This window comes from Streptomyces sp. NPDC041129, from assembly GCF_055592265.1.
The window spans coordinates 323,425-337,973 of record NZ_JBVIYV010000009.1 but is presented as its reverse complement, the minus strand read 5'-3'; the positions used below and the strand labels follow the sequence as shown (position 1 = coordinate 337,973).

Genomic DNA, 14,549 nt, shown 5'->3' with positions numbered 1-14,549 from the left:
GTGGATCTCGACGCGCTTCGTTTTGGCAACTTCCACCAGTTGGGTGAGGCGGTCAGCGACTGGCGGACCATGGCGAAGAAGCTGAAGGTCCTCGCTGAGGACGCCGACAAGCGCCTTAAGGCCCGGGCACACAAGGCAGACTGGGCAGGCGTCAACGCCACCGTGACCCGCGCGTTCATCGACAAGACCGCCGGGGAATACGCCGATGCGCACACGCAGGCCGACACCATCGCCAACATCCTGAGCGACACCCGTGACGAACTCATCGGCTACCGCACGGAGATCCAGGCCGCGATCGAGCGCGGTGCGACCCAGCATCACCTGACCGTGACGGACACCGGTGGCGGACGGTTCGTGGTCACCCAGAACATCCGCCCCGACTGGGCGTCCGACCCGAGCGGCGAGACCAGCGCGACGGGCCAGCAGGTGGTCAACGATCTGCGTGACGAGATCCAGCGAATCCTGAACAAGGCAATCGAAAGTGACTCCACCGCCGCCAGGGTGCTGCGTCTTCTGGTCAAGCAGGCCAAGTACGGTTTCTCCGACGCCAGTTATGAGGATCGGGATACCGCGGCGAAGGCGATCACTGATGCCGACAGGCTCGCCAGGACCCTCGCGAAGAACCCGCACGACGTCACGAACACGGAGCTGGCCTCTCTCAACGCGACCTTGGCCAAGTACAAGAACGACCCGCTCTTCGCCGAGGATCTCGCCGAACAGGTGGGACCCAAGAAGGTACTTATCTTCTACGCCGGGATCGCCGACCCATACCAGGGCAACTACGACGTCGAGCGCGGCAAGCAGGCCCAGCAACTCCAGAAAAACCTCGGCATCGTCATCGGTCGGGCCACGCTCTCGGACAGCGACAAGATGCAGGACTGGGAACGTCAGATGATCAAGCTGGGCCCGGATCAGCTTGGCATCGATGACGCGAGCAACCCGACCGGATACGCGGTCATGAGCAACTTGATGCGCTTCGGCGACTATGACGACCAGTTCCTCAATGACTACGGCGACAAGCTTCTCACCTATGACAAGCAGGTCAACGGTGAGGGCATCAGCCTGTGGATCAACAACGCCAACCAGGGTGACCTCAACTACTGGGGCAACAAGAACGACCGCGGCCGTGACCCCGTGACCGGTTTCCTGGAGGCACTGGGCCACAACCCCGAGGCCTCAGGGCAGTTCTTCGCCCAGCCCGACGGCGCAGGCGACTCGGTCAACAAGGCATCCGAGGTCAACGAGCATCTGAAGTACCTGACCAAGGAACGCGTCTGGGCGTCCGACGTCACGATGGAGGGTAAGCACGGTTACGTCGCAGGGCGGGACTCACTCGGTCATGCGCTGGAGGCCGCAACGACCGGGTACGCATACGACGTCGGCGCGGACGCCGTCAAGTCCGGCGGCGACCATCGCAACGCTGCAACCGCCGCCGTGATGGAGCAGGTCGCGTACCTCTACGGCAGTGAAGACGGCCCCAAGATGCTGCACGACCAGCCCGAGCTGGCAGACAGTCTGGGCAAAATGGCCGGGGCGTACATCGATGATATCGATTACGAGTTGTCAGGCATCGGCGATCACAGCAAGGACGCCGGTGACTTCCCGGCCCAACACCCGGGACGCGCGCACTTCGGAAACCAGGGAGCCATCGATTTCCTAAGTGTTCTCGGGCAGAACGAAGACTCCCACAAAGTCGTGACAACCGCTCAACACCTCTACACATTGAGCATGCTGGACGCTCATCCGGCCACCAGTCACGCCAATATGGACCACGCTCGGGACATCATGTCAGTCGGCGCGGAAACCCGCGGAATCTTGGACAATTCTCGCGTGCAGCAGGCGGAAACCACATACGGGGCGGATTCCGAGGAAGCCAATAAGGCGCTAGGGCGGTCGGGTGACTGGAAGAAACTTGTTGCGGGAGCAGTCATCGCAGGCGGGGTTGCTGCCGTCCCGCTGCCCGGCTCGACGGCTGCCGCACTCGTCATCGCTCCATTGGCTGCGGACACACTCACCAACGCGGCCAACACCTTGGTGGGCCACGAGATCGACAAAGCCACGGATGCTGCGGAATCTGACCCGATCGGTAAGTCACAGATGACCAGTCGGCAGTTCTACGCCAGTGGAGTTGATGACCTCGGATCAACTTATGTCTCATACTTTGAACACCATTTGCAGGCGAGAAAGTTGGCTGACGAGCAGCAATGGATCGAGCAAACCAAGAGCAGCTACCTGGGCACGGGCTCACATGAGAACGACTACCGAGGTCGACCTTCGTACAAGGACTGAGTGAGGGCACGAAATGCGTCGACTCCCAGGAGCAGGAGTACCCGCGAGAGTCCTCGTCCTCGCAGCGATCTCGATGCTCGTAACCGGCTGCAGCGACACCTCCGGCAGCGGCAAACCCGACGAGCCGAGCACGGGCGTGTCGGCGAGCGAGGTCTGTGACGGAACGCTGGACGGCTCGGCTGCGGAAGCATTGCGGCATCTGTCCGGTGCGGATCGGTTCGACGAGCTCACCGGGACCAACGAGGCTGGGGAGCCCAATGTGTTCTCTACTCGCCGGGCTGTCGAGCACCTGCACGACGAGTACCTGAAGCGAAGCGCATGCTGGGTTTACAGCAGTGGAGACAAGAGCGGGCAACCACTCCTCGAGATTCGTTTCTCGGCCTCCAGCAACCACCCCTCGAACGCGGAGAATCAGGCCCGCAACGACGGAGTCGTGTACCCCCTGGGTGTGTACGCGCTGGCCGGCCCCCACGGGGCACACCTTTTCTTCCGCTGCCCGACCAAGCCGGTCGGCGATGCCGCAGTCATCGGCCGTACCGACTTCGTGAAGGCGGAGATGGCCGCGCCGGCCCACGGGAGGAGCGGTGATGGCGTGGACAGGGACCGGATGGTGGTCCTCAACTCGATGGCGAGAGCCGTCGCGAAAGCAGCAGGGTGCTCGTCCTCGGCCGCGCTGCCCAGGCGGGTCCCAGAAGCCAGGGACAGTTGACGTCCGGCACGGACCCGGTTCACGGGCGCCGTACACCCGTGGAGATCTCGCGCGGGAGACCCGGAGGATTCACGGAGAGCCTGCGTGCGTTTGCATGCGGACACCTCCTCGGGGAGGTGTGTGCGACCGTGCCAAGTATGCTTCGTCCGTCTTTCTGTCATGCTCAGCAAAATCGGAGATCCGATATGCCCAACTTCCGCAGGTCCGCGGCCATTACGGCCGTTTCGGCAGTAGCCGTAGGCACCCTGCTCTCCGGTTGCTCGGCCTCCGTCAGTGTGGGGGAGTCCACGCCGAAGCTGTCCGCCGACAAGCTGGCTTCCACGCTCTCCGCGAAGCTCGCGGCCGCGACCGGGCGGCCCAAGCCGGACGTCACCTGTCCTGAGGATCTCAAGGGCAAGGTCGGTACCACGACCCGGTGCACGCTCACCGCGGACGACGGCAGCACCTTGGGGGTCACGGTGAAGGTGACCTCGGTGGACGACGGGAAGATCAATTTCGATTTCAAGGCCGACGACAAGGCTTCGCCCGCCGCGGGCTGAGGTCGCTCAACCGGGTCGTTCGGCTGGGGCGTTCGGGTCGTTCGGCTGGTTCGTTCGGCGAGGGCTGCCCTACGACACGGTCAGCCAGAAGGAGTGCCGCGGAGACTCGGCGGCGAACGGGGAGAGGCGGAGTCATGGCAGGGCCGGAAGCAGGACAGCCAGCGGGTGACGCGGACGCGCACCCCGTCGGGATGCGGCTGAACCAGTTGCCCTCCGACCCGGGAGGGTCCTCGGGTCCCCCGCCACTGCTCGGAGGACAGAAGGACCTCGCTTCCTCTCCGGCCGAGAAGAAGGCCGCCGCAAAGGCCATCGAGGACCACATCGAACCCGACACCCGCAAGGCCGGTGACTGGGCGGACACGGACACGAACTCGGCCGTCGCGGAGTTCCGCGACGGCTGGCGCACGTCCGGGGCCCTGAAGAAGGCGCATGAGACATGGGGTGATCAGGTCAAGAACCTGATGAACATGCTCGCGGCGGACAAGGCGTCACTGCGGAGCGCCAACACCGTGCTGCAGAACACGGACATCCAGACCGGGACGAACGCGAACTCGGTGTCGGTGCTCACCAGCTACTGACACGGGCCGTGGGCGCCGTCGGCCCCCGAAGGACGTCCCGACCGCCACGCTGCCACGCCATGACAACGGGGAACCCATGCCGAACTATCACGAGATCATGACGACCGACCTGTCCAAGCTCTCCACGGCGGCGGACCGTTGGGACGGGATGGCGAAGGAGTTCCACAAGCAGGAGATCGCCTACAAGCGGGATGTGCACGGCGTCTCCACGGGACAGACCTGGACCGGGCTGAGCGCGGACGCCGCCGGCCGGCGGTTCGACGTCACGCTCAAGCAGTTCCAGAGCGCCCAGAAGGAGGCCAAGGCGGTGGCCTCGCTGCTGCGTGAGGCGCACACCCAGTTCACGGACCTGCGCAAGAAGCTGGAATCGGCCCGGGCGGACGCGGTCAAGGCCGGTATGGCGGTGTCAGAGGGTGGCGTGGTGTCCTACGACACCACGAAGCTCGGCGCCGGCGAGCTCAACGCGCTGCACCACGACCCCGACTACCAGCAGTCCGTGCACTCGGCCGTCGCCTCCTGGCAGGAGCACGTGGACAAGGCCGTGAAGAACGTCGTCGAGGCCGATGCCCATGTCGAGACCGCGCTCCAGGCGGTGGTGCTCGACTCCGACGTGAACGACGGCACGCTCACCGGCTTCAACGGCCAGGCGCACACCGGCATCGACAAGTACGTGGCCGAGTCGAAGCAGACCCCCACCAAGCCCGACGGGTGGGTCTCCGACGGGGAGGCCGAGGCCTCGGGTCCCGATGTCGGCGCGGAGGCGACCGGACCGGACACCGGGTCCGGCAAGATGGGCGAGGCCGAGGCGCACGCCGACCTCGGCCGCGCGAGCGCGGAGGGCTCGCTCACCAATGGTCCGGTGAAGCTCGACGGCGAGGCCGAGGCCTATGCGGGCGCCAAGGGTTCCGTGAGCGGCGGCATCACCCATGAGGGCATTCAGGGTGAGGCCGGCGCCCTGGTGGGCGGCGAGGCCTCGTCCAAGGGCCGCTTCGACGTGGGCCCGGTGGGTGTCTACGGACGTGCCGAGGCCATGGCGGGCGCCGAGGCCGGAGGCCACGCCGGGGTGGGCCTGGAGGGCATCAACCTGGGCGGCGAGGCGTTCGCGGGGGCTAAGGGCGGCGGCACCCTGGGCGCGGACATCGGCGGTATCGGGGCGGGTGTCACCGCCGAGGGATGGGCCGGTCCCGGTGCCGAGGCCAACCTGGACATCGGGAAGACCCAGGACGGCAAGTGGGAGTTCAAGACCAGCGTGGGTCTCTCCCCCATCGTCGGTGGTGAGGTCGGCTTCGAGTTCACCGTCGACCCGGACAAGGTCACCGACACCGCGGGCGATCTGGCCGATGCCGTCGGCGACGGGCTGAGCTCGGCCGGTGACGCCATCGGCAGCCTGTTCTGATCCACACTTGCCATGCCCATCGTGAGGGTGCACCGCTTTAGGAAGGAGGGCTCGCCATGACCACGAGCCTGCCGGTCCCGATCGAGTTCGAGTTGCCGCAGGGCTGGCGCTCCGCGCCTCCGGACGAGGTCGGTGCCCCCGGTGCCGCGTTCGTGGCGGTGCATCTGCCGTCCGACGGCGGGTTCACCGCGAACATCACGATCGACGGCGAGTACCGTCCGGACCCGGCGACGCTGCCGGAGATCGCCGACGAGTCGGTGGAGCGCCTCGGCCGTGCGATCACCTCGGTCACGGTCACCGGACGGCGCGAGACGGGCTCCGCGGAGGCTCCCGGCCTCACGCAGACGCTGTCCTTCTCGACCATCGCCGGCGGAGTGAGCCGCGACCTCGTCCAGTCGCAGGTCTACATGTCCATGCTGGACGTGTCCGATCCGCACAAGCGGGCGGTGATCCGGCTGATCCTCACCTCGACCGCGGCCCAGCATCCGGCTGTCCTGGACGACTTCAGCGACCTCGTGCGCAGTGTGCGCCCGGGCAGCGGCGCGACGTCGTGAAGTGGTCCGCGGGAGCCGGAGGGGCGTCTGTTGTGCCGGCGGCGGTGTCCCTCGTAGGTTGAGTCCATGGGACTCTTCGACAGGCTGACCGGAACCCGGCGTCCCGCGGACGGTGTTCCGCCGATCCCGGCGGAGGAGCTGCTTACGGCCCTGCTCGGGCTCAACGGGCAGGATGTTCCGTACGTCGTCCGCTACGGTGCCGCGGAGGGCGCCGATCTGGTGGCCGAGTGGCGGATCGCGGAGCCCGCCTGGCAGAGCTTCTTCCTGGAGTCCCAGATCACGCATGCCGTGCGCGTCCGGATGCGGCTGGACCGCGACGGCCACGAGGTACGTTCCCTCGAGGAGCAGTGGGAGGTCAGCCGGGTCGGCAGTCCGCCGAGGCTGCAGGTCGCGTCGTCGTACTCGCGCGGGCAGGACCGGACCGTCACACGGCAGTGGACGCTCGGCCGCGGGGACGACGGTCGTCTGGAGGCGACGGAGACCTTCCGGTTCGATGCCGCGGAGCTGCGCGAGCCTCTGCGGAACACCGTGCTCAAGTCCGGCTGGACCTGGCGTGGGGTCGTCCTCGGCAAGCTCTGAGGCCGGGCGGAGGGAGGGTCAGCACTCCCCGTCCCGCACCCCGGCCTTCAGCCGGTAGCCCCGGAAGGTCAGGGTGCCGGGTCTGCCGTTCAGGCCCGGGGGCGTGTAGTCGTCCTTCTTCGAGCGGGCGCGTTCCAGGTGGACGCAGAAGGCGTCGTCCGCGCCGGACGCCGTGACGGTGAGGTGGGCGTCGGTGTCCGTGCTGGTGCCCGCCGGGTCTGCGGAGACGCCGGTCTCGGGGGCGTCTCCGCCGCCGTAGCGGGTCACCTTCTCCTCTGTCAGCGACTCGTAGTCGGTGAAGTAGGGCGAGTTGCCCGTCTCGTCCGTCGTGTAGGCGTAGCCGTCGAGGTCGTCCGCCGCCTGGTGCACCGCGCTGGTCAGCTCGCCGTCGCTCCAGGACATCCGGTCGGAGACGCCGAAGCCCTGCACGGCCGTGCAGCCGCCGCAGAGGGCCAGGGCCACGAAGATGACGCGGGCCACGACGAAGGCGGAGTCGGCCAGTTCAGGGGCCGACGGGTTGATGCCGGCGCGCCACGCCCGTACCCGGTCCGCCTTCACACAGGCCATGGCCAGCAGCACGGCGCACAGGACGAGGAGGAACACGTTCGTCTTGGTCAGCGCGTCCATGGGCCGCTTCCCGGCGGGGTCGCGCGCCGGCGCCGTGCGTCGCGGACCGCGACGGCCGTGCCGGTCAGGCCCGCGACGAGGACCAGGCCGCCGACCACCACGTACGTCGCCATACGGGTGTCGCGTTCCTCCGCCGTCTCGCCGAAGTGCAGGGGGGTGACCGATGGGGCCTCGCCCCTGGAGACGCCGTTCTCGGGCCGTGGTGACTGGACAGGGTGCTCGGGGTCCACGTCGGTGAGCGCCTTCACCGGGTCGACCACGCCCCAGCCGACCAGCCGGTCATGCCCCGGGATCGATCGTTCCGCGGTCTGCTCGATCTGGGCGGTGACCTCCTGGGCCGTCCAGTCGGGGTACTTGGCCTTCAACAGGGCGGCCACGCCCGCGACATACGGTGCCGAGAAGCTCGTGCCGTTGTCCGAGCAGTGGCCGCCGCCGGGCACGGTGGAGATCATGTCGACGCCGGGAGCGGCGACGCCCACGAAGTCTCCCGACTGTGAGAACGCCGCCCGCTCGTTGTTGCGGTCGGACGCCGCCACCGCCAGTACGCCCTTGTACGAGGCCGGGTACGTCACCTTGACGTTGCCGCCCAGGCCGTCGTTGCCGGCCGAGGCGACGACCACGACCTTCTGGTCGAGGGCGTCGTCGACGGCCTGCTCCAGTCTGGAGTCCGGCCGGACCGCGTTGGCCGTGTCCTGGGAGATGTTGATGACGTCGGCGCCGGCCTGGACGGCGTGGCGGATCGCCGCGGCCAGGGTGAGCGCGGTGCCGTCGCCCTCGGCGTCGTTCTGCTTGACCGGGATGATCGTCGCGTCCGGGGCGAGGCCCACGAAGCCGGTCCCCTTGGCGGGCCGGGCGGCGATGATGCCCGCGACGCGGGTGCCGTGGCCGACCGTGTCCGTGGTGCCCGAACTGTTGCCGCGCTCTATCTTCTCGCCCTTGGCGTTCTTGGGCGGCAGCAGGTTCTTGCCCTTGGACGCGTCGACGGCATTGGTGAGCTGCGGGTTCTTGACGTCGACACCGGTGTCGATCACGGCCACCCGGACGCCCTTGCCCGTGGACTGGGCCCACAGCGCGTCCAGGTTGACGCGCTGCAGCGCCCACGGCCGGCCCGTGTAGTTCTTCGCGGGGAAGGTGCACTGGCCGTCGTCCGCGTGGGCCGGGGTGGCGGGCAGGGCGAGGGTGGTGGTCGTGGCGGTGAGGAGCGCCGCGGCGGCCAGGGCCGCGGTCCGGGTGACGCTCCTGGGGAGTCCGGGGGCCGGGGGCCGGGCATCCGACGGCACCGTTCCCGCGGGCCGCGTCCCCGGCGGTTTCGACTTCTGCATGGGTGCGTTCTCCTCCCCCGCCGCTACGAGCCCTGCGGCTGCCGTGCCGCCGACTCCGACAGGCGCGGGCCCGTGGGCAGGAACCTCGACCATTCGACGGGGATGGGCGTGGGCGTCACGTTCTCGTAGCCGAGGCGGGTCTGGGCGATCTTCGCCTCGCTCAGCTCCTCCTTGCGCCGCTTCGCCGAGGTGCCGACGCCCTGGTCGTCGGTGGTGCTGTCGCTGTTGGACTGCAGGGCGTAGCGCAGGCCGGTGTCGGTGACCAGGAAGACGCCGCCGGCCGTGGTCTCGGTGCCCTGGAACTGGCGGTAGAGCTGGCCGGAGCCGGGGGTGACGTAGGCGCTGGAGGAGCCGGTGGGCAGCTGGGCGGGGAAGTCCTTGCCGACCCAGGTGGACAGGGTGGTGGCGCCCTTGGCGCCGACCGAACGCATCACGTTGCAGAGCGTGTTGCGGCCGCTGGTGGTGCTGGAGCCGTCGTTCACCGTCCTCGGCTTGTACGCCGGCCAGTTCCGGCCGCCGTCGAACGTCGTGCTGTCGACGACCGCGCCGGGGCTGACCTGCTGCGCCTCACCGGCCTGGCCCACGCCGACCAGGTCCCCGCTGTTGAGCAGGAGCGTGGCCGTGAACTCGGAGACGCGGGCCACCTTTCCCTTCAGGACGACGTAGTACTGCATCGTCTGCCCGTCGTACGCCTTGATGACCTCGCCGACCTTGTCGTACTGGCGCAGCAGTTCGGAGGCGCCCGCCTTCTCGCCGGGGGTGCCCTGGATCGACGGGATGGAGACCGGGTCGCCCTTGTGCAGGGTGTCGAGCCAGTCCTGGGAGACGCGCTGCGGGGCGCGGCCCTGGGTGTCGAGCGCCTTGAGGAGTTCCTTGTCGGCCGGGTCGGCGATCTCGTACGCCGTGCCCCGCGCGTCGACCACGTACTGGGTCTTCGCGTCGGGGCCGACGACGTACATCAGGTCGCCGTGGGCGAGCTTGTCGCGCCCGTCCGTCCTGGACCATTCCTTCTGCGCGAGGACGAACGCCGCCTTCTGGATGGCCCGGCCGCCGTCGCCGGGGCGTTCGCAGACCGCCCAGCGCTTGGTGGCCGAGGCCTCGTCAGGGGTGGGCAGGCGGTCGGGGGCGTAGGGGATGCCGATGGTGGCGCCGTGCGGGGGTTTGCCGCTGTCGAGGATCTTCTCGTCGACGGTGATGACGCTGTCCTTGCCGGGGTCCAGCAGGAGCTTGGCGGAGGCCATGTTGAGGACCGGGTGGAGCTGCTTCTGCTTGCCGGTCTTCAGCACGACGTACCGGGTGGTGGACTTGCTCGCGACGATGACGTGTTCTTCCGGGGTGTCCCAGCCCTTGGGCGCGGTCGGGCTGAACATGCCGATCGCGCCGAACACGGCGAGGACGACGGCGCCGACGACGAGGCCGGGAACCAGTGCCTTCAGCGGCTTCGGGGCGCCCTCCTCGGAACCGGAGGGCGAAGGCTGCAGGAATGACGCGAGCGTGCGGCGCTTCGCGAAGGTGTAGGCGTTGAGTTCGTCCCGCCGTGATGCCATCTGTGTCCGCTCTCTCCCCGTTGCGGAGCCGTGGGGGACCTGTGAAGATCCGTCCCCCGCCCTCGGTTGCCTCTGGTGCCTCGACTGTCAGACCCGGCCCCTACTATGCCTGTTGCGTGGACGTGCGTGTGGCACGGGTAGGGTGCTCAGGGCTTGAAGGGACCGGAGCGCAAGGGATTTCGGGAGAGTTCGGGGGTTTTGGAGTGATGGCTTCCGCAACGCGGGCCCGGTCGCGATCGCAATCGGGGGCACGATCGGGTGACGCGGGCCGGTCGGGTGCCCGCGGCTCTTCTTCCCCCGGGCGGCGTGGTGAGCACGCATCCACGTCCCCTCAGGGCGCTTTCGCTCCGCATCCGGAGTCCCGTTCCGGGCGCGGCGGTTCGTTCGCGGTGCAGCGGCTGGTGCTGCTGGAGATCGCGGGCGCGCTCGTGGTGTGCGGCTGGCTCGCCGGTACGGCCGCGCTGACCGCCGCAGCCGCGATCGCCGCGGTGCTGGTGGTGCTCGCCGTCGTACGGCGCCGGGGGCGCTCCCTGCCGGAGTGGCTCGGCACCCTGCTGGCGCTGCGGGCCCGCAACCGGCGGGCCGCGAGCACACCGGTTCCGGTGGGCACCGACTCCGGTCTGGCGCCGGCCGTGGAGTGCGACCCGTCCCTGCGCACCTACAGCCACAGCCGCGGCGACGACCGCGATCAGCGGCCCATCGGGATGGTGGGCGACGGCGGTTTCCTGACCGCGGTGCTCCAGGTGGAGTCGGACGCGGGCGCGCTGCGCGCGGAGCGCGGCCGCAGACCGCTGCCGGTGGCCCTCGTGCGGGACGTGCTCGAAGTCGACGGCATCCTCCTGGAGTCGGCGCAGATCGTGGTGCACACGCAGCCCGCGCCCGCGCTGCACCTGCCGCAGCAGTCGGTGGTGGTCAGCAACTACGCGCCGCTGCAGGCGGAGACCGGCTCCCCCGCGGTGCGCATCACCTGGATCGCGCTGAAGCTCGACCCCGAGCTCTGCCCGGAGGCGGTCGCCGCGCGCGGTGGCGGGCTGCTCGGGGCGCAGAAGTGCCTGGCGCGCTCGGCCGAGCACCTGTCGAGCCGGCTGACCGGCGCCGGGTTCCGGGCGAGCGTGCTCAACGAGGAGGAGCTGACGGCGGCCATCGCCACCTCGGCGTGCGCCAACCCGATGGTGACGGCGCAGGCCGCCCAGGCCGGGCGGGGCGAGGCGCCGCAGCGCCGTACCGAGGAGTCCAGCCGGAGCTGGCGCTGCGACAACCGCCGGCACACCACGTACTGGGTGCGCCGCTGGCCGCAGCTCGGCGGATCCGGCGGCTCGCTGGCGCAGTTGGTGGCGCGGCTGACCGCGGTGCCCGCGCTGGCCACGACCTTCAGCCTGACCCTGGCCAGGGGCGCCCAGCAGAACGTGTCCATCACGGGTCACCTGCGGATCACCGGCCGCAGCAACCAGGAACTGACCGACGCCAGGCGCGATCTGGAGCGTGCGGCACGCGAGGCGCGGACCGGGCTCGCGCGTCTGGACCGGGAACAGCTCCCCGGCGTTCTGGCCACCCTGCCGCTCGGAGGTGCCCGCTGATGGCCATCACGACTTCGCCCGCCCAGCCGGGTGGATCACGTCCGGGCGCGGCCCCGTCGCGCGCGGGTCTCGGCGAGCGGCTGCGGGCGGGCTTCGGCCTGCTGGGCCCCCGCCATCCACGGCACACACTGCCTGTCGACCAGGCCGACGCGCTGGCCCTGCCCATCGGCGACGACGGTGTGGTGGTCGGCGTCGATACCGAGGGGCAGCCCGCGGTGCTCGGGGTCAACCGTCCCACGCCGTTCGACATGGTGCTCATCGGCGGTCTGTGGACCGCGCAGGTCATGGCCCTGCGCGCGGCAGCCACGGGCGCGCGGGTGGCGGTGGAGACGGGGCGGGCCCAGGCCTGGATGCCGATGGTGCACGCCATGGGCGGCGGGCAGAACGGTCTCGCGGTGTACGACGTCGGCCGGGTGCCCCCGCAGGGCGCCTCGGCGGGGACGCCGGTGCTGGTGGTGCGGGACTGCGGTATGCGGCCGCCGCGCGGCCGGGTGGCGTCGGCGCCGTGGCAGTCGGTGCTGACGTTGCTGCCGTATCTGAGCCCGGTGGCGCCGCGGTTGATGCGGCAGGCGCGTCTGGTGGGTGTGCAGCGGGTGTCGCCGGACGAGGCGGCGGAGATCGGGCGGGTGCTGGCGCTGCCGCGCCCGGAGCTCGAGGCGCTGCCCACGCTTCCGGACGGCGTGACCCTGTGGTGCACCGAGCGGGACCGGCAGTACGTGATGACACGGGCGACGGACGCCGAGACCGGATTGCTGGGCGTCGCACGGCGGATGGACTGACTCCCGTCCAACTTGGCCCGTTTTCATCCTGGATTGGCGACTTCTCGCGTCAATTCCGGCGACATCGGGGGCTGGACGTGGTGCGTTTTCGTCACGTTTTGGTGTACGCCGATGTGTGCCGCGGCCCTCGTCGGGCCGGTGTGACGCCGCCGAGCAGGCAGGTAAGGGGCGGACGGGCCTGCCGGGCCCGCGCTTTTGGTGATTAGGCTGGGGCAGGGCACGTCGCGACTTCCCGCGAGCGGGTGGAACGGCTTCGCGACTGAGGGGGCCAGTGGCCCACGCGGGGAAGCCCCGGCGACATCGCACGACGGAACGGGGTGCCCCGAGCACGGCATGAGGGTGCCCGACCACACCAGGAGGAACTGTGAGCAGCGATCGGGACGGGATCCGCGGGGGCTGGGCCACACCCGGCGATGACCAGCCCGACGCGGAATCGGCCATCGAGACGACCGGCGAGTTCACCATCGACTACGCCCCGCCCGCCTGGTACACGCAGAACGCGTCCGGGGCGCCGGGGGGTTCCGGTGGCGCGGGCGACACGGGCGCGGCCCATGGTTCCGGCACGGCCGACGCCCCCGGCGCCGCCCCACTTCCGCAGTTCCCGTCGCCCGATTCGGGGCCGACTCCGCCGCCGTACGCGACTCCGGCGGCCGGTACGGCGACCCCGGGCGCCCCGTACACCCCGCCGGTCCCGCCGGCTCCCCCGGCGCACGCGCCGGGCGCGCCCTTCGCACCGCCCGCTTCCCCCCCGGCAGCGCCCTTCGCCTCGCAGGCTCCGGCCGGCGGCCACGGTGCGCCGTACGCCCCTCCCGCGCCGCCGACCGGGAGCCCGGTTCCGGTGCCGCGACTGCCCGAGGGGTTCGAGCCGCAGCAGCCTTCGCAGCCGGCCGAACCGCCCCGGCAGGAGAGCACGCCCGCGGCGGCCGCGCCGCCGGCCGCGCCCGAGCCGGACAACGGGGACCTGGAGAGCGGGGCGACCATGCGGTTCTCCGCCGTCGCGCTGAAGCGCGAGATGGCCGAGATCGCGGAGCGCGCGGCCGCCGCGCAGGAAGCCGCCGGCGCCGCGGACGAGGCTTCCGCGCAAGGTGCCGGGCCCCTCGCCGAGAACGGTGAGGCCGCGGCCGGGTCCGACGGCGAGGTCGCTTCCCCGGACGGCTCCGCCGAGGAGAGCACCGGCGGGAACGGCAGCGGTGACGGTGACTCCGGAGATGCCGGCGCCGCCGCGACGGCTGGGGACGCCGAGGGGGCGGACGCCGATGCGGCCGCTCCGGCCGAGCCGGCCGAGGTCACGGAGACCGCCGGGTCCTCCGAGACCACCGGTTCCGCCGAGGCCGACGCGACCGCCGAGAGTGCGGCCGGGGCCGGTCTCACTGGTCCGGAAGCGGAAGGCGACACGGAGGCGGAGGGTGCCGCAGGCATCGCCCCCGAGAGCCGGAGTGAAGGCGACGAGGCCGCCGAGTCCGCCGTCGCCACGTCGGCGCAGGACGGCACCGCCGCCGACGCCCGGCCGGACGCACCGGAGTCCGGGGACGTCCCGGCGCAGGACGGTACGCCCGAGGGCGGCACTCCGCAGGCCGGTGTCCCGCAGCACACCGCTCCCGCCGATCCGGCCGCTCCCGGCGTCCCCCAGGGCGCACCGCCCGCCTGGGGACCCCAGCCCGCGCAGAACGGGCTGCCTCCGCTGCCGCCGTCGTACCAGCCCGCCGCCCCCGCACCGGCCGCCCAGTGGCCCGCGCAGGCCACGCAGCCGCAGCAGCCGGGTCCGATGCCGGCCGGTCAGGCGCAGCCTGCCGCCGCGCAGGGTCCCGGCGGTGTGCCCGGGCAGCAGCCGCCGTTCCAGCCGCAGGCGCCCCAGCCGGCGCCCGCCGCCTGGCACCAGCCGGGTCAGCCGCCGGCCGCCGGAGCACCTGGGCACCCGGGCCCCGCGCCCGAGCACCCCGGTGGCTACGGCTTCCCGCAGCAGGGGCAGCAGCAGGCCCCGGCGGGGCCCACTCCCCCCGGCGGCTACGGCTTCCCCCAGCCCGGACAGCCCCAGCCGAACGCGACCACGCCT

13 protein-coding genes are annotated in these 14,549 nt (G+C 70.6%); 10 read left to right on the top strand and 3 right to left on the bottom strand.

Going from position 1 to position 14,549, the window contains the following annotated elements:
- The 7 genes from ACZ6B1_RS27190 to ACZ6B1_RS27160 all read left to right on the top strand — a co-directional run bounded on the left by ACZ6B1_RS27190 (nucleotide 1) and on the right by ACZ6B1_RS27160 (nucleotide 6,644).
- Nucleotides 1–2,289 (top strand): hypothetical protein, encoded by a 2,289-nt coding sequence (locus ACZ6B1_RS27190; RefSeq protein ID WP_468782538.1) that lies wholly within the window; start codon nucleotides 1–3, stop codon nucleotides 2,287–2,289.
- 73 nt (nucleotides 2,290–2,362) lie between these two features.
- Nucleotides 2,363–2,998: a hypothetical protein gene (locus ACZ6B1_RS27185; protein WP_468782536.1), complete on the top strand. Its 636-nt coding sequence runs from the start codon at nucleotides 2,363–2,365 to the stop codon at nucleotides 2,996–2,998.
- Nucleotides 2,999–3,183: 185 nt separating this feature from the next.
- Entirely contained in the window at nucleotides 3,184–3,537 is a 354-nt protein-coding gene (locus ACZ6B1_RS27180) for a DUF4333 domain-containing protein (protein WP_468782535.1), read from the top strand.
- Nucleotides 3,538–3,671: 134 nt separating this feature from the next.
- Nucleotides 3,672–4,115 (top strand): hypothetical protein, encoded by a 444-nt coding sequence (locus ACZ6B1_RS27175; protein ID WP_468782533.1) that lies wholly within the window; start codon nucleotides 3,672–3,674, stop codon nucleotides 4,113–4,115.
- Between the two features lie 76 nt (nucleotides 4,116–4,191).
- Nucleotides 4,192–5,511, top strand: coding sequence for a hypothetical protein (locus ACZ6B1_RS27170; RefSeq protein WP_468782531.1), 1,320 nt, complete (start codon nucleotides 4,192–4,194; stop codon nucleotides 5,509–5,511).
- Between the two features lie 56 nt (nucleotides 5,512–5,567).
- Entirely contained in the window at nucleotides 5,568–6,065 is a 498-nt protein-coding gene (locus ACZ6B1_RS27165) for a hypothetical protein (RefSeq protein ID WP_468782529.1), read from the top strand.
- Between the two features lie 66 nt (nucleotides 6,066–6,131).
- Nucleotides 6,132–6,644 carry a hypothetical protein gene (locus ACZ6B1_RS27160; RefSeq protein ID WP_468782528.1) on the top strand — a complete coding sequence of 171 codons (513 nt, stop codon included), beginning with the start codon at nucleotides 6,132–6,134 and terminating at the stop codon, nucleotides 6,642–6,644.
- 18 nt (nucleotides 6,645–6,662) lie between these two features.
- Here the strand turns inward: ACZ6B1_RS27160 and ACZ6B1_RS27155 are convergent, their stop codons facing one another.
- Genes ACZ6B1_RS27155 through eccB form a run of 3 tightly spaced genes read right to left on the bottom strand, consistent with a single transcriptional unit; the run spans nucleotide 6,663 to nucleotide 10,140 of the window.
- Nucleotides 6,663–7,271 (bottom strand): hypothetical protein, encoded by a 609-nt coding sequence (locus tag ACZ6B1_RS27155; RefSeq protein WP_468782526.1) that lies wholly within the window; start codon nucleotides 7,269–7,271, stop codon nucleotides 6,663–6,665.
- The gene (gene mycP / locus ACZ6B1_RS27150; protein ID WP_468782524.1) at nucleotides 7,259–8,593 is read right to left on the bottom strand and encodes a type VII secretion-associated serine protease mycosin; all 1,335 of its coding nucleotides are present in this window, start codon (nucleotides 8,591–8,593) and stop codon (nucleotides 7,259–7,261) included. Before mycP ends, ACZ6B1_RS27155 begins: the two co-directional genes overlap by 13 nt.
- Nucleotides 8,594–8,616: 23 nt before the next feature.
- Nucleotides 8,617–10,140 carry a type VII secretion protein EccB gene (eccB, locus tag ACZ6B1_RS27145; RefSeq protein ID WP_468782522.1) on the bottom strand — a complete coding sequence of 508 codons (1,524 nt, stop codon included), beginning with the start codon at nucleotides 10,138–10,140 and terminating at the stop codon, nucleotides 8,617–8,619.
- 206 nt (nucleotides 10,141–10,346) lie between these two features.
- Between eccB and eccE the strand changes: the two genes are divergently transcribed.
- From eccE to ACZ6B1_RS27130, 3 genes are all read left to right on the top strand, one after another.
- Nucleotides 10,347–11,717: a type VII secretion protein EccE gene (gene eccE / locus ACZ6B1_RS27140; protein ID WP_468782520.1), complete on the top strand. Its 1,371-nt coding sequence runs from the start codon at nucleotides 10,347–10,349 to the stop codon at nucleotides 11,715–11,717.
- Nucleotides 11,717–12,496, top strand: a complete 780-nt coding sequence (locus ACZ6B1_RS27135) for a hypothetical protein (RefSeq protein WP_468782518.1) — start codon at nucleotides 11,717–11,719, stop codon at nucleotides 12,494–12,496. The genes eccE and ACZ6B1_RS27135 overlap by 1 nt, the downstream gene beginning before the upstream one ends.
- A 364-nt stretch (nucleotides 12,497–12,860) precedes the next feature.
- Nucleotides 12,861–14,549, top strand: a 1,689-nt coding sequence (locus tag ACZ6B1_RS27130; RefSeq protein WP_468782516.1) for an SCO5717 family growth-regulating ATPase, incomplete at its 3' end; no start/stop codon positions are given.

Excerpts from the sequence above, each read along its gene's own strand:
- mycP (WP_468782524.1), bottom strand. The coding sequence starts at position 8,593 with ATGCAGAAGTCGAAACCGCCGGGGACGCGGCCCGCGGGAACGGTGCCG.
- ACZ6B1_RS27135 (WP_468782518.1), top strand. The coding sequence starts at position 11,717 with ATGGCCATCACGACTTCGCCCGCCCAGCCGGGTGGATCACGTCCGGGC.
- eccE (WP_468782520.1), top strand. The coding sequence starts at position 10,347 with ATGGCTTCCGCAACGCGGGCCCGGTCGCGATCGCAATCGGGGGCACGA.
- ACZ6B1_RS27185 (WP_468782536.1), top strand. The coding sequence starts at position 2,363 with ATGCTCGTAACCGGCTGCAGCGACACCTCCGGCAGCGGCAAACCCGAC.
- ACZ6B1_RS27160 (WP_468782528.1), top strand. The coding sequence starts at position 6,132 with ATGGGACTCTTCGACAGGCTGACCGGAACCCGGCGTCCCGCGGACGGT.
- ACZ6B1_RS27170 (WP_468782531.1), top strand. The coding sequence starts at position 4,192 with ATGCCGAACTATCACGAGATCATGACGACCGACCTGTCCAAGCTCTCC.
- eccB (WP_468782522.1), bottom strand. The coding sequence starts at position 10,140 with ATGGCATCACGGCGGGACGAACTCAACGCCTACACCTTCGCGAAGCGC.
- ACZ6B1_RS27165 (WP_468782529.1), top strand. The coding sequence starts at position 5,568 with ATGACCACGAGCCTGCCGGTCCCGATCGAGTTCGAGTTGCCGCAGGGC.
- ACZ6B1_RS27180 (WP_468782535.1), top strand. The coding sequence starts at position 3,184 with ATGCCCAACTTCCGCAGGTCCGCGGCCATTACGGCCGTTTCGGCAGTA.
- ACZ6B1_RS27155 (WP_468782526.1), bottom strand. The coding sequence starts at position 7,271 with ATGGACGCGCTGACCAAGACGAACGTGTTCCTCCTCGTCCTGTGCGCC.
- ACZ6B1_RS27175 (WP_468782533.1), top strand. The coding sequence starts at position 3,672 with ATGGCAGGGCCGGAAGCAGGACAGCCAGCGGGTGACGCGGACGCGCAC.